This window comes from Treponema sp. UBA6852 (genome assembly GCA_002449305.1).
Classification (GTDB): domain Bacteria; phylum Spirochaetota; class Spirochaetia; order Treponematales; family Treponemataceae; genus Treponema_D.
In genome coordinates, this window is record DKDI01000004.1 from 364 (window position 1) to 18,474 (window position 18,111).

Consider the following 18,111-nt stretch of genomic DNA (forward strand, 5'->3'; position numbering starts at 1 on the left):
AATTTTGTATTTGTCTTAAACTATCTTTACTTTGATTCAGACTTGCGTATCTACAACAGTAGAAATTTTGTATTTGTCTTAAACATCTTTTAAGACAAATGTAAAGGCATAGATCTACAACAGTAGAAATTTTGTATTTGTCTTAAACTTAGCATGAATAAATTTTCTCGTAACATCTACAACAGTAGAAATTTTGTATTTGTCTTAAACAAGAGAATGCTGAAATAAGGCATTCAATCTACAACAGTAGAAATTTTGTATTTGTCTTAAACAATCTTGTTGGGTTGGGTAAAGAATAATCTACAACAGTAGAAATTTTGTATTTGTCTTAAACCCTAACTTTTGTACAACAGTACAGTTTTTTGCGGTATTTTGCATTTGTTACATCAAAATAAGCATATTTAAGAGTTTTCATGCTAAAAATCTCCAGTAAGACCTTGGGTTTGCAATTTTATGCAATCACGAAAAAGTCTGCCTTTTCATTTTTGGCATATCCGTAACACATTTTTTTACATGTAGCTGACATATCAAATATTATCACAGAATCTTCTTCTGTGAAAGCCTTCATATACACATTTTGAATTTCATTTTCAATATTTTTTAAGACTGTTTCGCTGTTGTTTATTTCAAAAACAGAATACTGCAATCTAAATCCAAATTTTGAAAGATATTTAGAAAACTTTGTCCGGACTTTGTCATTGCTTATGTCATAACTGATTAGAAGCATATCTTCTCCTGTGTTTTTTTAGATTGAATCTTCCATATCAAAAAATGGAAAATCTTCTGTATTTTTGTTTCGCATAAAGGCGCGGTAATAACTTTGTAGATAAATAAAAATTTCATTTTTGTATTCAATAATTGCATCCAGAATCAAACCAACATATTTTTTTGAATTCTTCCAGGGAAGAATATATTGATTTTGATTTTTCCAAAAATCCTTTTCAGAAACCTGACCGAGGTTCATTGCCTTTAAAATAGCTTGATCGACAATTGGGCGAAACGGCTCTTCCAAATCACAAACAAGTGACTTTCGATGAAAAAATTGAGTATGCAAAATTCCGACATAAACATCAAATCCGTACATTTCCAAAAGCGCATTAACAATATTGAATAAAATTGTGTAACCGATGTCCATAAGAGTATTTGTAATATCATGCTTTACACGAGGACGGCGAGCTGTCCAATTGTAACTTTTAAAAAGTGACTGAAAATATAACTTTGCACCTATCCCTTCAATTCCCATTATTTCCTGAACAGACAAATTTGGCTTTAAGACATCTTTTTCAAACTGCTTTAATTTTTGAATCACCTCTTTTTCATCGTTAGTTTTGTTCCGCTTCTTTTTAAGAATTGCATTCTGGTTGTGGATTTTATTTGAGATTACATGAGCGGCAATGTCGGTTCTGTTGTATTCATATTGCTTCCTGCGCAAAAGCACATTTCCTTCAGCCTTTGACGGAATAATTTTTGTAATGCGAAGATTTGGTGACATAAGAACAATGTTAAATCCGAATTTGTTTGCTCTGTCCAAAAGCCCTGTTGTAATGCAGTAGTCGCCGCAAATAAACAACATAAAAAGCCTGTAGCAGGTTGATTGATGTTTTGTTTTTCCGTTTTCATCGGTGATTAAAAGGTTATCATTTTTAAAACTGATTTTCTCACCGTTATTTGTAAACACAAAAGCCATTTGCTTATATTCAAAATCACGTGTACTCATCATTTTTACTTCCTTCTAATTTCCGCCGCGGTATGCTTTTGGCGCCAGTTGTCTGTCGCAGAAATCGTTATAAATGCAACGGCGGCATTTGTCTGGATTTTTTGGTTCGTAAGAATCAACATTAAAAAAATGCATTTCTTGATTTGTCAGCTTGAATTTTTCAAGCATTTCAAGATTTTCTTCCGGAAGCTTTTGCGGATAAACTTTATTGTCATCGATAGAATAAAAACGGATTGACTTCACATTGTAGCCCATTTCTCTAAGACAAAGGCACTGCGCATAAAGCTGAAAAACATAACCGTCATAAATTGTTTCAATATGCTTTTTCCGTTCTGTGAGCAGTCCTTTCTCATTGTCAAAAATATCAATTTTTCCGCAAAGCTTGTATTCATCAGAATAAACGTCAATTCCCTGCAAAACATTTTTGTGCGTTGAATAACGCTTTTCATCAATTGCAGAATGAGCTGCTTTTCCGTCCAACTGGGCATTATCATAATAAAGCCGCTCTGCCAAATCGCCGTAAAGTTGATGATAATAAATCGAAAGCGGACAAAAAATAAAATCGTTCAGATATGTGATTTTCAGGTAAAGTTCCATAGAAATTTATTTTAGCTTCTTTGTTTCTTCCAAAAATAAATCAAAATCACTTTTATAGATTTTATCTTGAATCACACGATATTTTTCCCATTCGGTTTCAGCAAACGATTTGGCAATCTCCGCTGTTACATGACCATTGTCCTGCAAAATTTCGTATTCATTGAAGTCAAGAAATTTATTTAGGCGAACAGACCAGTCATTCATTGTCATTGGAATATTCCGCTTCGCTTGCAGTTCCGCATAATCCAAATACATAGTTACAATGCGTTCCAATTGTTCAAGTTCATTCTTATTAAGATAATTCTTCGCAATGCTCACATCAGTTTTTTCAATTTTGCCATCTGGTGCTTTTCTCCAGTCTGTCAGTCCCATGTTTGGTTTTTCAGAATTTGCACGCTCCATAATAAGTTCTGCAGCAGTATGTTTGTGTATTGCCCAATGCAGTTTATTCTGTACATTTGCAAAAAAATCCTTTGTGGTTTTGGAAGTTTTATCGTAATCAAGGCTTGTTGCGTATATGTCAGTAATTTTTTGATAGAACTTACGTTCGGATATTCTGATTTCACGAATTTCTGACAGCAACTCTTCAAAATATTTTTTTGTAAGAATCGAGCCGTCATTTTTCATCCTTTCGGAATCCATTACCCAGCCTTTTATCGTATAATCTTTGGCAATCGCATTGACCCACTTGCGGAATTGAATGGCACGGTCAGAATTAACTTTAAAACCAACTGCAATTATCATTTGAAGATTGTAATGCTTTGTGTTGTATGCTTTACCGTCAGTGGCAGTTATCCTAAAATTTCGGATAACTGAATCTTCAGAAAGCTCTGAATCCTCGAAAATTTTCAAAATATGATAGTTAATTGTGCGGACATCAACTTCATATAAAGTCGCAAGCATTTTTTGGGTAATCCAGATGTTTTCATCTTCGTAGCGAACTTCCACAGTATTTTTGTCATCGCCGGTCGCTGCAATGAATGTAAGATATTCAGCGGCGGAACTTCTAATTGTAATTCGTTTATTTTTTTGCTGCATAGTTTCTTATATCCTTATTTCAGATATTCTTTTTTCTGGACAAACTTGAACCAGTCGGCATTGGAAATATTTTCTATGTAACCTTTTGGGTTCAAGTTAAAATTGTTCTGTAAAAGATACAAGCCTTTTAATGCAATGTGATAAGCTCCGTTTGCATCGGCATCGACTGGGAATTTTGAAATCCATTTTCCGCCGGAATCTTTTCCTTTTGCAATTTCATTACGGCTGTCAAAAAATGTTCCGTCCGCAGCTTTCACTGGAGAAATCAAATAATCTTCTTCTGTATTTGGAACTGAATTTCGCATTTGAAGAGTTGTTGTAAAGGAACGCAAAAGTTCATCAAAAAATTTTGCATTGGATTTTTCAGCGGAAATATTTTCTATTAAATCAATAAGATTTTCTTTGTTTTTCCAATTTATGCCAGATTGTGCAAACTGCCCGTCAAAAGCTTTTTCCAGATTTTCAGTAGGATTTACAGAGAATGTTTTGTTTTCTTTTCTGCTGTAAACTATTCGCTCACCGTGAGTATAAATTTCCCAGTTTTTCTTAAAGTCTGCATTGTCACCCAATTTTGAATAATTCACACTGAATACAAAACAGTTTTCTTTTGAGTCGTAACGAATCGAATCAAACTTGCTGAAAACTTCTTTTTTCTTTTCAACATTTGTCAGACCTTTCGTATTAAACAGATTTGCAAAACCGGTTTTTGGATCGATTTTTGAAGTATAGCTTGCCGGAATATAGAAAATCCAGCCGCATTGTTTTCCGACATCACTGATATTTGCAGATTTATCCGTCAATTGATAAGCGTTCAAAATTCCGCCTGGTTCTGTTGCAGGTCTGTCTTTGAATGCAAAATAATTCAGCTTTTCAATCAGCATATTTTCAAACTTCTGATAAACCTGACGTTCAACTGCAAAACGGCCGCGCTTAAAACCAAAGTTCAAATCTTCCATCACAACAATTGCGTTTTGCTCAACCATAAGCTTTGCAATTTCATGAACAATATTAGAAAGATAACCTTCCTTCAGTTCCTTAATATTTCCGATTGTCTGCCAATTTTTACGCGCTTTGTTCCGGTCGCCTTCTTTTTGAACAAGTTTTTCCTGATAATTTACAGAAACTGGATTTTCTTTGTCTCCTCGAATTTGTTCAACAATGTTCAAAGTTTTTTGCAGTTCAATTTCCCCATTTTGATTTATAAGTGAAAGATAAATCAGATGACGCTCGCCACGGTCAAGACCAATAATTTTTACATCAGGATTGTTGCGAAGATATTCCAAAACTCTTTCATTAAATTTTTTGCCGGTAATTTCTGGGGCTTTAAAATTCATTGTAATCGGGCAATGAAAAAGATATGTGTTCTGCAAGAAATGCTTATCTTTTGTGATTTCGAACCTAGCCTTTTTAAACACAACTTTTCCAGAATCTAAAAGCGATTTTGCTTCATTGGAAAGTTTAAAACCTTTTTTCTGTTTTGCAGGATTTTTGAATTTATAAATTTCCTGATAGGTTTCATCGCGGATTGTTTCTCCGTCAGTTGTAGTTCGGTTTACAAGAATTGAATCTTTTTCATGCTTTATAACTTTAAGATTTTCACTTGCAGGGCGATAAAAAAGTTCCGCATCGCCGTTTAGTTTTAGGCAGATGTCCTTGAGATTTTCAGGACTAAAAAGATTTTCCCAATAAAGCGTATGAAGATTTTTTTTGCCGTCCGCTTTTTCTGCAAAATCTTTATTGTAAATTTGGAAAAGATAAAGTTTCCCGGAATCAATAAGCGAATCGATGTAGTTTTCAGAAATATTTTGGAAAGTGATTTTATATCCTTGAAGCTCAACTTCCTTATAAAATCCACTCATGTCCTCATAACTTTCTGTTGGAGAAAATTTGAAATTAAAATTTTTCCAATCTTCATGCTGATTAATTGCATATTTGAACCAGTCAATCAGTTTGTGCATAAAAGATTTATCGAAAGACTCTCCCTTTTTATGTTTTCCCTGCTCATATCCTAAAAGCAAATCTTTTGGAGGCAAAAAAGTTTCCTGTCCTTTTGTAGAAAAGAAAACTTTTGGAAGCATTTTATTTGGTCCGGGCAAAAGTTTATAAATCATTTTTTCATAATGAGATTCTTGTTGATTTTTACAGATTGAATCATTCGAAAATTTGGGTTTATCTTCTGGATTAAAAATTCCAAGAAAATATTTTCCGTTCTTACGAAGAATTATCGCATCATTAGAGGATTCTTTATTTAAATCCCAACCATTCGCCAACGTAGGACATTCAAAATTCAGCTTAATCTTCTTTACTTCACCCGGCTTTTTTGTAACAAAGTTTCGGACTTTATTATAAAGCGAAATAATTTCAGAAAGAGGAATTAAAATCTCATCAAGTTTTGAATAAAATGCAGAATCTTTTTGCTCTTCGCCGCGATAATCTACAAGTTTTAAATGATGAAAAAGGCACTGAACTTCATCCAAAAAATTTTTTATTGGAGTTGCAGCTTCTTTTTCTGCCTGAAGATTTTCAATATTCTCAAAATCAATTTTTTCATAAGTAATTTTTATTTTTTCAACAATATCAACCGGTTCTTTTTCCTTTGTTTTCTCATTTGCACGAAGCTCGGAGAGTGAAAAATATGACTTTACTGTTTTATCAGCCGGAACTCCGTTTTCGTTTGCCCAGCGTTCATAAGCCTTTTGCAAATCCGCTAATGAATAATCTTTTTTGGAAATTTCTTTGTGAAGATTTTCAACCTGTTTTTCTGTGAGTTCCTTTTTTGAATTATCCTTTTCAAGCAGAAAAAGCCCGTCATTCAAAATTGACCAGTTTCCAAAAATCGCAAGTGAAAATGCTGTAAGTTCTTTTGCCGGAACAAAAATTTCAGACAAGTCATAATCAGGAGCAGAAAAAGTTCTTTCTATTAATTTATAAGCTTTGTCAAAATATTCTTCTTTAAGCTGCTTTATACTTTTATAAACTTCCTCGCTTTTTTCAAATCCAATAGGAATAAATGAAGCCGTTTTTTTATCGCTTAAAATTTGCTTGTAAAGAACAGTCATTTTCTTTTTGAGTTTAGATTTTTCCTCTGGCGGAAGCTGCTGGCTTGCAAGATTGATTTTTTCATTCAAACCTTGAATTTTTTGCTTTCCATTTTCATCAGAAATTCCTCCGATTACAGTATTATAAAAATCGATTCCGCTTTGGCAAAGAACTGCATTAAATTTTTCTGGATTGAAGATTTCTGATAACTTTTTTCCATTAAGGAATGCTTTCAAAGATTCTTCTGTATCTGAAATAATTTCTGGAAAATTCTTTTGAAGATATTCAAATACTTTTACATTCGCATGAAATTTCGGGAAGTTTTCATTTACGATTCTGTTACTGATTGCAGTCGCTTTTGCTTCATCGCTGTAAAGATTTTCACGGTTCTGATGAAAACCAGAAAAATAGGTTGAGAATCCTTTAAAAACTTTGAGTGCTTCATTTTTATCTGTAATTGTTCCGCTTTCATCATTTTTTATAATCGATGGAAGCAAATCTGAAAGAAGCTCTTTTTTGAACAACTTAGAAAAACGCTCATCATCTTTAAACTTTTTGACAATCGCTTTCCGCATTGCAGCCTGAATACTTTGCAAATCTTTCTTTTGCTTCTCCTTTTTTATTTTATCTTTTTCCAATTGACATAAATCAAACACATCATAAAGATTTTTCCAACCTAGTTTTGTATTAGAAAGGACATCTTCGATAAAAGAACGGTGAAAGTCATCAATAAGATTTTTTACTTCAGAATATGCCTTTGCACGGTTAAAATCTGCTTCAAGCATATTTGCCTTCTGCAAATTTTCTTCAGTTTTTCCAACCGGAATCAATCTGTTTCTTAATGTTATTGATCTTGAATATCCATTCTTTTGACCGCAAAACTGTTCAACTGTTTTCATAAATACTTCTCCTGAAATAAAAAAACTATTTTATTATAAACCATAAAAACGACATACAATGTCGCAATGAAAATATATTTCGTTATATATAATTTCTTATTACCGTTTCAGTTCAACAAGTCAACAGTTATGCTTTGGTCAGAGATAAAAGTTTTTTTCGGTTCAAGAATTTCGAGTCCAGGTTTATGTTCCCACAGATGATCTGTACTGTCGGCATCAGGAAGTCCGAACCAAGGTTCTATGCAGACAAACTCAGGAGCGCCTGGGTTCTGCCAAATCATCACGTAAGGATAGTCTTTTGTGTTCACACGAATCAGTTCGCCGGTCCGAGTATTCCTAAGTCCAGCCCAGTCTGATTTTATATCCGTAAAAAGATGTCCATTCCCAAAGCCAGATATGCCAACTGGAATTATCCCCGGATTTTTTTCACTATAAAGTTTTTTAACCGGACAATCGCCTTTTGAAGTAGAAGCAAGAAAACCATTTTTATAGCAGGCAACCTGCACAAGAGGCTCTTTTTTTTCAAACTCAATTTGAAAGTCGTTCACGTTGTCAATCACAAATGCGCTGTGGCTTCCGAGACTGAATTTAAACGGAACTGAATCTGTGTTCGTAACAGTTGACCTAAAAACAACGCCGTCATTTTTCAGTTTGTATTCAACGCGAAGAATAAACTTGTACGGAAAAAGTTTCAGCGTGTATTCATTTTCGGAAAGTTCAAAAACCGCAGAATCTTCTGTGTGCGAAATCAATTTATGGTCAAGGTCTCTTGCAAATCCGTTGCTTTTCAGCGGAAATGATTTTCCGTCAATAAGAACAAATGCATCTTTTATCTTTCCGCAGTGAGGAAAAAGAATCGGCGCATGAAATTTCCAAACGGAAGAATCTCCGCGCCAAATAATATCATGCCCAGTTTCACGGCGGATAAATCTATTGATTTCGGCTCCGCAAGTATTCACATCAAGTTCAAATCTTTCATTTTTCAATGTTACAATCATTTCAATTCTCTCCATCATCTTCAATACGGAATTCCGTTCGCGGCGGGGGCGGTCATTTTCTTTGACGAGAAGATGAGCGCGACAAGTGTCACTGCGTAAGGGAACACCTTGAAGATTACTGTCGGAATCACTGCAAGGGCTGGAATGACCTGTGAGACATTCGCAAGCGTGGTGAAGAATCCGAAGAAGAATGTCGCTCCGAGAATTCCAAGAGGCTTCCACTGTCCGAAAATCAGCGCGGCAATCGAAAGGAATCCAAGTCCTGCTACGCTTCCGTTAAATTCGCCCGAATAAGTTACAAGCATGACAGCTCCGCCAAGACCGGACAAGGCGCCGCTCACAAGAACCGCGACATAGCGCATAAAATGCACGTTCACTCCCGCACTCGCGACAGCAGAAGGATGCTCACCGCAGGCACGGAGGCGCAGTCCGAATGAAGTCTTGTAAAGCAACCAGAACGAGAATCCCCAAACTCCGAGCACGAGCCAGGTTGACCAGTATACGCGCGAGAAAATCAGTTTGCCGAAAAACGGAATTCCTGAAAGTCCTGCGTAGTCCACAGGAATTATTCCCATCATAATCGGAATGTTTCCGCTGCCCGTAACCTGACGCGCGATGTAAATCGTGATTGCGGCGGCAAGCATGTTGACTGCTGTTCCTGAAATGACCTGATCCGCCTTGAGCGTTATCGAGGCGAATGCATGGAGCAGCGCAAAAACAATTCCGAACAAAGCTCCTGCGGCAAGTCCGATTATTATGACCTGCGTGTGTCCCGCGGAATTCTCAAGTAGCCTGATTGTGAACGCGCTTCCAAAATACCCTGAAAGCATCAGCCCCTCAAGTCCGAGGTTTGTGACGCCGGAACGCTCGCTGTAAAGTCCGCCCAAAGAAGTTATGAGCATGGGCATCGTGTATGCGATTACGTAAGGAAAAACCTGATAAAGCAAATTCATTTTTCATCTCCCGATTGATTTGAATTTCCAGAAACTCTCGCAAGCTTCTTTTCGTGAAGCGAATGGAAAAGCCTGTTCCAAAGCTTCTCAAACATAACGCTCGTCGCGGTAAAGTAGATTATTACAGAAATAATCGTGTCCGCGATTTCAGGCGGAACATCGGTGAGCGCGTTCATGAATCCTTTTCCAGACTGAAGGATTCCGAAGAAAAGGGATGCGAACAGAACGCCCACCGGTGTTGAAGCTCCGAGCAGGGAAACCGCGATTCCGTCAAATCCCTGGGCAGGCATCACGCCAATCTGCATGTTCAATGCGTAACCTGCATAATACGAAAGACCGGCCAGCCCCGAAAGTCCGCCTGAAATCGCCATGGAAAGCACGATGCTCCGGTTCACGTTGATTCCGGCATATTCCGCGCAGAATCTGTTCGCTCCCACAGCCTTAAGCTCATAGCCCAACGTGGTCCTGTTCAGGCACCAGCGCACAAGAAAGACCGAGGCGACGGCAAAAATTATTCCCAGGTTGATGTATTCCGAGCCTGAAAAAACTGCGGAAAGCCATGGACTTCTAAGCGACTGCGTAACGGCAAGAGAGGAGCTTTCAGTCTCAAGCGAAGGACCTTTTAAATATGCCGGAACAAAATAGTAAATGCTCCAGTACGCCGTCCAGTTCAGCATGATTGATGAGACAACCTCGTGCACATTGAATTTCGCCTTAAGGAAACCGACGAGCGCGCCCCACAAGGCACCTCCTGCAGCCGCGGAAATGACAAGCACGGCAAGATAAAGCGGACGCGGAAGAAAGACAAAATGGCCTACAACCGTGGCAAAAAGTCCGCCCACCAGCATCTGACCGGAAGCTCCTATGTTGAAAAGCCCTGCCTTGTATGCGAACGCAAACGAAAGCCCGGTGAACATAAGCGGAGTGGCGGTGGCAAAAGTGTTTCCGATTCTCTCGCGGTTCATCAGCGCGCCCTTGAAAATATAGGCATAAGCCTCAAACGGATTTTCCCCTATAAAAAGCATGAGAAGTCCGCCCGCGGCAAGTCCGAGCACAACCGCGCTCAGCGCAATCAGGAACGGTTCGCTCTTTCTCTCCTCTGTTTTTTTTGCAGAAAATATTTTTTTAATCATCATTTGCTTTTCCTCACGCCAGCCATCATAAGTCCCACAGAATGCTCATCGATCGAAGAAGTGTCAACAATATCCATCAGTTCTCCGCCTGAAATGACGGCGATTCTGTCCGACAGGTTGAAAATCTCGTCAAGCTCAAGAGAAACAAGAAGCACTGCGTTCCCCTTGTCCCGGTGCGCCACAATCTGTTTGTGGATATATTCAATCGCGCCAACATCAAGACCGCGCGTAGGCTGAACGGCAATCAGAAGCTTCGGATTCATGGAAATCTCGCGGCCGACAATCATCTTCTGCTGGTTTCCGCCTGAAAGTTTTCCCGCAGGAGAATTTATTCCCTCGCCGGACCTAACATCGAATTTCTGAACAACGTCCGCCGAATACGAATTGATTTCCGGAAAATTAAGGATTCCGTTTCTGCTGAAAGGCTTCCTGTAATACGACTTCACCACCATGTTCTCGGCAATCCGCATTGAGGCTATAAGTCCGCGCTTGATTCTGTCCTCAGGAATATGGCCAAGCCCCAGCCCGTTTCTTTTGCGCACAGTCAGATTTGTCGCATCCGTTCCGTCAATAATGACAGAGCCACTTTCCACAGGAACAAGTCCGCAGATCGCCTCGACAAGCTCAGTCTGCCCGTTTCCGTCAACGCCCGCAAGCCCGACAATCTCGCCCTCATGAACCGCAAGGCTGAAATTCTTAACGCCCGGAACTTTCTTTGTATTCATCACGCAGAGATTCTTCACTTCAAGCACAGACCGCCCGATTTTTGGAGCGCACTTTTCAACCTTGAAATTCACAGGACGTCCGACCATTTTCGCAGCCATAAGAGCGGCATCAGTTGAGGCGACATCCACAACGTCAATCAGTTTTCCACGGCGGATAATCGTGCAGCGGTCAGCGACTGCCTTTATCTCGTTCAGCTTGTGCGTGATTATTATGACGGACTTTCCTTCCTTCACAAGATTCCTGATAATCCGCATGAGGTCGTCAATTTCCTGCGGAGTCAGAACCGCCGTCGGCTCGTCAAAAATCAGGATGTCAGCGTCGCAGTAAAGCATTTTCAGAATCTCGACACGCTGCTGCATTCCCACGGAAATGTCCTCAATCTTCATGTCAGGATCAATGTTCAGTCCGTACTTCTCGCTCAGCGCTTTTATTCTTGCCGAAGCTTCCTTTCTGTGCAGAACAAATCCGCCTTCCTTTCCGAGAATGATGTTCTCCGTAACCGTAAAATTAGCCACAAGCTGAAAATGCTGGTGAACCATTCCAATTCCAAGACGAGCCGCGTCATTCGGATTTTTTATGGAAACTTCCTTTCCGCGGATTTTTATAGTTCCCCTGTCCGCATGATAAAGCCCGAACAGGATGCTCATCAGCGTGGATTTTCCGGCCCCATTCTCGCCTAGAATGGCATGGACCTCTCCGTCCCGCACCCTAAGCGTAATATCATCGTTTGCAACAATACCCGGAAACTCCTTCCTGATATTGAGCATCTCAATCACGTAGTTGTCTGCGCCCATTTTTACTCCAATCTCAACATGAAATTATATCACAGCATACGGATTCCGTGTAAAAAAAATAAGCCCCAAACTTGCATCTATGTCATACTCCGGCTTGACCGGAGTATCTTGCATAACAGATTTCCGGGTCAAGCCCGAAAATGACAAAAAAGATACTTTTGGGACAGCCCCATGACAATTATCAAATATGCAACAGCAAATCTCAATAAAAAAATAAGCCTCCGGTTTTTACGCCGAAGGCTAATTTCAAGATGAAATTCTGATTTTATTTTATGAGTCCGTCACCTGAAGCCGCGACTTTGATTTCGCCTGATTTTATGAGGGCAAGAACCTCGTCAGCCTTTTTCTGCGCGTCCGCGGAAAGGTTAGGATTCTTAACAGGAATTCCGATTCCGTCGTTCACCGCAGAAAGCTCAAGCTCCTGTCCGCCCGGGAATTTTCCTGCAAGCTGGGCCTCAATCATATCGTAGGACGCGCGGTCAAGGAATTTCTGTGCGGAAGTGAGAACCGCGCTTTTTCCCTTGGCGTAGATTCCATCATTGTACTGGTCAACGTCAACTCCGACCATCCACACATCCTTTCCTGTCGAGCGGCGTGTCTTTGCCTCGTTGATGACTCCGACTCCTACACCGCCTGCAGCCGCGAACACAACCTTAACGCCCTTGTCGTACATTGAGGCCGCAAGCTGCTGTCCTGCAGCAACGTCAGAGAATGTTCCCTGATAGACGACGTTCTCCGCATCAATTGAAATCTTTGTTCCGTAGTTGGCGTTCGCATAGGCGATTCCCTGCTGCCATCCCCAGTTGAATTTCTGAACCGCAGGAATTTCCATTCCGCCGATGAATCCAAATTTTCCTTCCTTAATCTGAACCGCAGCTGCAACTCCTGCGACAAATCCTGACTCCTGCTCAAGCCAAGAGACGGCGACAGTGTTCTTCGCAGTCTCGAAAGTGCTGTAGTCCGCCGTGTGAGGCTTTCCGTCAAGAATGACAAAAAGAACGTTCGGATATTTTTTCTGAGCAGCATAAACGGCCGTCTCGAATTTGAATCCCGGACAGATAATCATCTGATAGCCGGCATCCGCAAGGTTTCCGATTTCCTTGAGATAATCCGCCTCTGTTGTTCCGGCAGGCTTGAGGTACTTTGTCTTTATTCCCATGTCCTTCTGGGCGCGCAAAATTCCTTCCCAAGTTCCCTGATTGAAAGACTTGTCGTCGATTGTTCCTGAGTCCGTAACCATTCCGACCCTGAGATTCGACTTCTTTGAATCCTTCTTTTTTCCGGCGGCAAACGCTGATGTGGCGATAAGCAGAACACTGACCGCAACTGTAAGAATCTTTTTCATTTTTCCTCCATAAAAAAAAATGCACTGCAAGTTTCTTGGTAAATAGTATAATTCACAAAGGTTCATGTCAAGAAAAAACAGCGGACAGGATTTTGCTAAAGCGCATTTTCAGCTGGAAATAACAAACAGGAAAAACTACAAGACGCCGAAATTCCCGGAAATCCTCTCCTCCTCGTCTTTAATAAGCGAGCAAAATTCTTGAGAATTTTCTTCCATAATAAATCATTTTCTACAGCTCGTGATATTTATATCATAGCCACTTTTCCAAAACTTGCTTAATTATGCCTGTAAATCTTTAAATTCTCAAGATAATCAGGGCCGTTTGTATATCCGTCAGTTCGTATGATTATTTCCGTATCGGTAAACTCCACTTTACATTTGCAATACTCATCGCCAGGAATACTTTGCTGCTGCAGCATTCCGTCGTAAATTCCAGATGAGGGAAGCAAGCATTGGGTCTCTTCTGATTTCAGCAAAATAAATTCTCTTTGCAATATTTTTTCTTTGTCTAGTTCTATAAAACAGAAAACTTTTTCTTTTTCAAGCTGTTCATGCAATTCCCGCTCTTTTATCAGCTGGCACGCAACCTCCGCGCCTTCATCACAGTCAAATCTTTCCTTGTTGAAAACAAACACATCCTTTCCTTTGTATTTTGAATAAATATCCTTGACTTTCCTGTTTCTGCAGAATTTGCCTTTTAATTCCTCATAAATCTTTTCAATCGTAAAAAACTCATCGACTGTTACGGCATGCCCGTGAAAAACTTCCGTTATTTTTATTCCCGGAATTCCTGAAAAAAACGTCTTCTCCTTCAGATTAATGTAAACCCAGGGACAGGAACTGAAAATGCCTTTTGTGGAAACATTTCTATAATTTTTACGCAGATATTTATAAAATTCCGAGTCTCCGCAATTTCTTAAATCATTTCCGTAAACCAGAATAACTTCTTTTTCGCTTCCGATTCTATCACCCATAAAAACTCCGTAAAAACCGAATTATATTTCCTAGAATCATACAACATCAAACCGACATATAATGTCGCAGCAGAATTTTTTATTTTTTCTACATGACAGAACAAAGTGCAGCCGTTAATTTTATTTATCGTGCCGACTTTTCAAACATCTGCTTCAGAAGATATTTTCCGCTTGCGGTCTTGAACACGTTCGCCTTCATCGCCGGAACAGACTCGCGCTTGCAGTAGCCTTCCATAACGTTCACGATAAAGTCCGCCTCAACAAGGATCTGAAAGTCAAGTCCGTCAATCGCCTTGTACGTGTGGTGATGGCCGATTATAAAGCAAATCCGCTCAACATCGGCTGCAGGAAGAGAAAGCGGCTCAAGAAGTTTTTTCGCAATTGCAGGACCTTCCGTCTCCTGATGCTGAGGCTGGCTGTTTCCATATTTTTCCTTGCTCGCCTTTACGCCGATGTCGTGAAGATACGCCGCGACTTCCGTTATAAAAAGCGTATGCTCGTCCACGTTTTCCATCTGCGCGATAAGCCGGCTGTAGCCATGCACCGCCATCAGGTGATGAATATTAGGTCCGTCCGGGTCGTACTCAAAAATTGATTTTAGAAGTTTGGTCAGGTTCATTGTGTTTTTGCTCCTTATGTCATACTGAACTTTCTTTAGTATCTTTTTTTTCAGGCGTTCCCCTCACTGCGTTCGGGTCGGCTGTTCCGCACTTCGCTCACGCTCTAAGTCCTCGCCGTGCAAATCGCACGGCTGCGGTCTTTGGTTTCGGCTGTCAAAACAGCCTTCGCCAGTGCTCCATAGCCTAACGTGATAGCGTTAGGTCGTGCGCGAGAGCGCACACGTTAAATAAACAAGTTTTGTGTCAGCAAAATCTCACATTTTAAGTTACATTATGTAACTAACAGAAAAATATAATAAACCAAATATCGGTTGTCAAGAATTTTTCTAAAAAGTTGTTGACAGCATTTTCTAAAAAATTGAATCAACTTTTCCACAAAATCCATGTTATAATATTCACATGCAAGAAGAAATCTTGACCGGTGGCCGTTCAACTATTGGTGTGGTAAAAATCGGAAATGAAGTTCGCCGTCCACACAAAAATGAAAGCGACTTTGCAAGCAGCTTCTTGCAATTTCTTGAAAAACAAAATTATCCTTTTTCGCAAAGATATTTAGGTCGGGATGAGCAAGGTCGAGATCGATTCTTCTATATAAATGGCTTTGTTCCCAAAGAAATCGGAGAAACAAATCTTGTTCAACTTTGCGATTTTATGAAAATGGTTCGGCAATTTCACGACATTTCGTTGGATTTTACAAATTCAAAAAAAGTTGTCTGCCATAATGACTTGTCTCCGTGCAATACAGTTTTTCAAAATAATCGGCCGGTTGGAATCATCGATTGGGACAGTGCCGCTCCCGGAGAACGCTGGGAAGATTTAACTTACATTCTGTGGCTTTGGATAAATATATGAAGTCACCGCCGTTCAGAAATCAACATTCTTGGACAGATGAAAACCGCGCTTTCCGCTTATAATGCCGACAAAAAAACTCTTGCAAATTTTGCAGACAAACTGATTTGGCGAATGGAAAAAGTTATTTCGCAAATGTCGCCACAAAATTTTCAATACGTTCGCACAAAAAATTGGGTTGAGTTTTCAAAATTATGGGTTCAAGAGAACCGAATAAAACTTATAGGAGAAATCGGATGAAATTCTTAAAAGCACTAAAATCAGTAAACTACAGATTGTTTTTCGCAATTTTTGCGACTATGCTTTTTCCCTCTGTTTATCAAACTGTACGAATTTATTTTCTCGGGAACTTGCCAAACGAATGGGGAATAAGCATTGCAAGCCAGCTTTCCTGGGTAAACCTTTTCTACGAAGTTGTTCAGGAAGCGCTGATTCTTCCGCTTTTTTTCTTGCTCGGAAAATCCTTGAACAATCACAATGAACTTGAAAACAAAATCCGCACTGGAATTCTTACAACGGCTTTTATCTATGCCATATTGTCAATTTTGATTTTTATTTTTGCAAAGCCGCTTGTAAAATTTATGGCGCAGAACAAAAATCTTATCGATGAAACTGCGCGCTATATTCGTCTTGAAACCGTTGCCGCATTATTTTCAACTTTGTGGCGATTTTTGTTTCTCGTTTTTATAACGCTGAAAAAAGATTTCTTCATCTATATTCTTCTTGGAATTCAAGCGGTTCTTTCAATAATTTTGGACACGTTTCTTGTAAGCACACTGCCAGTTTCCATAAATCTTGGCGTAAACGGAATTGCAGTTTCAAACATAATCGTGAACGTTTGCATTTTAGCAGTTTCGTTTTTTCTGCTTTCAAAAGATGGATTTCAAATCTTCAAAAAAACGCAGTTGGATTTTTCTTGGCTCAAAGAATGGTTTTCCGTTGGAAAATTTTCAGGAACCGAATCATTTTTGCGGAATTTTGCGTTTATGATGATGGTAGTTAGAATGGTGAACGTTGTTTCGGAGCAGGGAAATTATTGGATTGCGAACAATTTTATCTGGAACTGGCTTTTGCTGCCCGCTCTTTCGCTTGCCGATGTTGTAAAAAAAGAAATTGCTGAAGACCAAGAAAACATCAGCTCAAAAACTTTTGGCTACATTTGTCTTTCTTGTGTTTTCGCCTTAACTTGGATTTTTTCGATTTCGCTTTGGAAGCCGTTTTTAAAATTCGTGATGAACGTTGCCGAATATGAGACCGTTTTTAGGATTGCTTTAATTGAAACTGGATTTTACATAACTTTTATTTTCAACACTTGCATTTTTGACGCAACTTTTTACGGACTTGGAAAAACAAATTATATGCTGATTCAGTCCGTCTGCATTGATGTGGTTTATTATGGAATTATGTTCATTTTGTACTGCGCAGGAATTTTTGTTCCATCTTTGATAGGAATCTGCCTGATGTTCGGAATCGGAATGTCTCTTGACTTTATTCCATCGGCGATACTTTATGCACATTTGCTGAAAAAACTAGAGGTTCGCATTAAGATTTAAAACTCAAACATTTCCTGCGTGGCTTCCGGTTTTTCTTGCGGAAAAGCGTTCATGTACTCAAAGACTTTTTCCGGCCGCCACTCGATTCCGGATTTCTGACATTCGCTTGTGATGATTTTCATCAGGCGGCCGTTTTCCGGGCTTGTAACTTCGTAGGCGTTTCCGTAAGTGCGGATGTATTTTTCTTTCAGTCCGGGAAAATGCTCATCCAGCTTGCTGTAGAAATATTCTCGGTTTCCTTCGCGCAGCGTAAGTCCGATTCCAAAGCAGATTATTCCGAGTACCTTTTCCTGAACGCAGATTTCAAGGAGGCGGCGGACATTCTGCTCGGTGTCGTTTATAAAAGGAAGAAAAGGCGAAAGCCACACGACTGTCGGAATTCTGCGTTTCTTGCATTCGCCAAGAACTTTCGCGCGCCCGGCCGTTGTGCAGACCGCAGGCTCGATTGTCCGGCACAAATTTTCGTCCGCGGTTGTAAGCGTCATCTGGACAACGGCTTTTGACTTTGCGTTGATTTCTTCTATTAAACTCATGTCTCGCAGAATCAGGTCGCTTTTTGTCTGGACGGCAATTCCGAATCCGTGCCTATTGATGACTTCAAGGCAGCGGCGCATAAGGGAGAGTTCCGCCTCGCAGTGCATATAAGGGTCGCACATCGCGCCTGTTCCGATCATGCACTTTTTGCGCTTGGAGGAAAGCTTCTGCTCCATAAGCTCAGCCGCATTCCGCTTTACCTCGATGTCCTCAAAACCGTGGCTCATCTGGTAGCAGCGGCTGCGCGAGTCGCAGTAAATGCAGCCGTGCGTGCAGCCACGGTAAATATTCATTCCGTTGCGCGCCGAAAGAATTCCTTTTGCCTCTGTAAAATGCATATCA

15 protein-coding genes and 1 CRISPR repeat array are annotated in these 18,111 nt (G+C 39.9%); of the genes, 2 read left to right on the forward strand and 13 right to left on the reverse strand.

What is annotated here, in order from left to right:
• Positions 1-48 precede the first annotated feature (48 nt).
• Positions 49-334: direct repeats of the CRISPR family, unit length 36 nt; unit sequence ATCTACAACAGTAGAAATTTTGTATTTGTCTTAAAC.
• 117 nt (positions 335-451) lie between these two features.
• The 12 genes from cas2 to B3209_RS00540 all read right to left on the reverse strand — a co-directional run bounded on the left by cas2 (position 452) and on the right by B3209_RS00540 (position 14,832).
• Positions 452-727, reverse strand: a complete 276-nt coding sequence (gene cas2 / locus B3209_RS00485) for a CRISPR-associated endonuclease Cas2 (RefSeq protein WP_296662080.1) — start codon at positions 725-727, stop codon at positions 452-454.
• Between the two features lie 18 nt (positions 728-745).
• Positions 746-1,720, reverse strand: coding sequence for a type V CRISPR-associated endonuclease Cas1 (gene cas1, locus B3209_RS00490; protein WP_296662079.1), 975 nt, complete (start codon positions 1,718-1,720; stop codon positions 746-748).
• A gap of 12 nt (positions 1,721-1,732) precedes the next feature.
• Positions 1,733-2,314, reverse strand: a complete 582-nt coding sequence (cas4, locus tag B3209_RS00495) for a type V CRISPR-associated protein Cas4 (protein WP_296662078.1) — start codon at positions 2,312-2,314, stop codon at positions 1,733-1,735.
• 6 nt (positions 2,315-2,320) lie between these two features.
• Positions 2,321-3,352, reverse strand: coding sequence for a virulence RhuM family protein (locus B3209_RS00500; RefSeq protein WP_296662077.1), 1,032 nt, complete (start codon positions 3,350-3,352; stop codon positions 2,321-2,323).
• 14 nt (positions 3,353-3,366) lie between these two features.
• The gene (cas12a, locus tag B3209_RS00505; RefSeq protein ID WP_296662076.1) at positions 3,367-7,290 is read right to left on the reverse strand and encodes a type V CRISPR-associated protein Cas12a/Cpf1; all 3,924 of its coding nucleotides are present in this window, start codon (positions 7,288-7,290) and stop codon (positions 3,367-3,369) included.
• Between the two features lie 107 nt (positions 7,291-7,397).
• Positions 7,398-8,288 (reverse strand): aldose 1-epimerase family protein, encoded by an 891-nt coding sequence (locus B3209_RS00510; RefSeq protein WP_296662075.1) that lies wholly within the window; start codon positions 8,286-8,288, stop codon positions 7,398-7,400.
• 20 nt (positions 8,289-8,308) lie between these two features.
• Positions 8,309-9,241: an ABC transporter permease gene (locus B3209_RS00515; RefSeq protein ID WP_296662074.1), complete on the reverse strand. Its 933-nt coding sequence runs from the start codon at positions 9,239-9,241 to the stop codon at positions 8,309-8,311.
• Positions 9,238-10,377 (reverse strand): ABC transporter permease, encoded by a 1,140-nt coding sequence (locus B3209_RS00520; RefSeq protein ID WP_296689301.1) that lies wholly within the window; start codon positions 10,375-10,377, stop codon positions 9,238-9,240. The genes B3209_RS00515 and B3209_RS00520 overlap by 4 nt, the downstream gene beginning before the upstream one ends.
• Positions 10,374-11,894 carry an ABC transporter ATP-binding protein gene (locus B3209_RS00525; RefSeq protein ID WP_296689303.1) on the reverse strand — a complete coding sequence of 507 codons (1,521 nt, stop codon included), beginning with the start codon at positions 11,892-11,894 and terminating at the stop codon, positions 10,374-10,376. Before B3209_RS00525 ends, B3209_RS00520 begins: the two co-directional genes overlap by 4 nt.
• A gap of 265 nt (positions 11,895-12,159) precedes the next feature.
• A complete protein-coding gene (locus B3209_RS00530) occupies positions 12,160-13,239 on the reverse strand; it encodes a BMP family lipoprotein (RefSeq protein WP_296689305.1) in 1,080 nt (359 codons plus the stop codon).
• A gap of 275 nt (positions 13,240-13,514) precedes the next feature.
• On the reverse strand, positions 13,515-14,213 hold the full coding sequence (locus B3209_RS00535; protein WP_296662201.1) for a hypothetical protein: 699 nt from the start codon (positions 14,211-14,213) through the stop codon (positions 13,515-13,517).
• Between the two features lie 124 nt (positions 14,214-14,337).
• Entirely contained in the window at positions 14,338-14,832 is a 495-nt protein-coding gene (locus tag B3209_RS00540; RefSeq protein WP_296689307.1) for an HD domain-containing protein, read from the reverse strand.
• Between the two features lie 400 nt (positions 14,833-15,232).
• On the opposite strand from B3209_RS00540, the gene B3209_RS00545 reads away from it, so the two are divergent.
• Together B3209_RS00545 and B3209_RS00550 are read left to right on the forward strand one after the other, a co-directional pair.
• Complete coding sequence (locus B3209_RS00545) at positions 15,233-15,685, forward strand: phosphotransferase (protein WP_296689310.1); 453 nt, start codon at positions 15,233-15,235, stop codon at positions 15,683-15,685.
• Between the two features lie 233 nt (positions 15,686-15,918).
• Positions 15,919-17,235 (forward strand): MATE family Na+-driven efflux transporter, encoded by a 1,317-nt coding sequence (locus B3209_RS00550; RefSeq protein WP_296689313.1) that lies wholly within the window; start codon positions 15,919-15,921, stop codon positions 17,233-17,235.
• On the opposite strand, the gene B3209_RS00555 is transcribed toward B3209_RS00550, so the two are convergent.
• Positions 17,232-18,107, reverse strand: a complete 876-nt coding sequence (locus B3209_RS00555; RefSeq protein ID WP_296689315.1) for an SPL family radical SAM protein — start codon at positions 18,105-18,107, stop codon at positions 17,232-17,234. The two genes, B3209_RS00550 and B3209_RS00555, sit on opposite strands and share 4 nt — an antisense overlap.
• Positions 18,108-18,111: the final 4 nt, after the last annotated feature.

Excerpts from the sequence above, each read along its gene's own strand:
- cas4 (WP_296662078.1), bottom strand. The coding sequence starts at position 2,314 with ATGGAACTTTACCTGAAAATCACATATCTGAACGATTTTATTTTTTGT.
- B3209_RS00515 (WP_296662074.1), bottom strand. The coding sequence starts at position 9,241 with ATGAATTTGCTTTATCAGGTTTTTCCTTACGTAATCGCATACACGATG.
- B3209_RS00550 (WP_296689313.1), top strand. The coding sequence starts at position 15,919 with ATGAAATTCTTAAAAGCACTAAAATCAGTAAACTACAGATTGTTTTTC.
- B3209_RS00530 (WP_296689305.1), bottom strand. The coding sequence starts at position 13,239 with ATGAAAAAGATTCTTACAGTTGCGGTCAGTGTTCTGCTTATCGCCACA.
- B3209_RS00510 (WP_296662075.1), bottom strand. The coding sequence starts at position 8,288 with ATGATTGTAACATTGAAAAATGAAAGATTTGAACTTGATGTGAATACT.
- B3209_RS00540 (WP_296689307.1), bottom strand. The coding sequence starts at position 14,832 with ATGAACCTGACCAAACTTCTAAAATCAATTTTTGAGTACGACCCGGAC.
- cas1 (WP_296662079.1), bottom strand. The coding sequence starts at position 1,720 with ATGATGAGTACACGTGATTTTGAATATAAGCAAATGGCTTTTGTGTTT.
- B3209_RS00520 (WP_296689301.1), bottom strand. The coding sequence starts at position 10,377 with ATGATGATTAAAAAAATATTTTCTGCAAAAAAAACAGAGGAGAGAAAG.
- B3209_RS00525 (WP_296689303.1), bottom strand. The coding sequence starts at position 11,894 with ATGGGCGCAGACAACTACGTGATTGAGATGCTCAATATCAGGAAGGAG.
- B3209_RS00545 (WP_296689310.1), top strand. The coding sequence starts at position 15,233 with ATGCAAGAAGAAATCTTGACCGGTGGCCGTTCAACTATTGGTGTGGTA.
- B3209_RS00500 (WP_296662077.1), bottom strand. The coding sequence starts at position 3,352 with ATGCAGCAAAAAAATAAACGAATTACAATTAGAAGTTCCGCCGCTGAA.
- cas2 (WP_296662080.1), bottom strand. The coding sequence starts at position 727 with ATGCTTCTAATCAGTTATGACATAAGCAATGACAAAGTCCGGACAAAG.
- B3209_RS00535 (WP_296662201.1), bottom strand. The coding sequence starts at position 14,213 with ATGGGTGATAGAATCGGAAGCGAAAAAGAAGTTATTCTGGTTTACGGA.
- B3209_RS00555 (WP_296689315.1), bottom strand. The coding sequence starts at position 18,107 with ATGCATTTTACAGAGGCAAAAGGAATTCTTTCGGCGCGCAACGGAATG.
- cas12a (WP_296662076.1), bottom strand. The coding sequence starts at position 7,290 with ATGAAAACAGTTGAACAGTTTTGCGGTCAAAAGAATGGATATTCAAGA.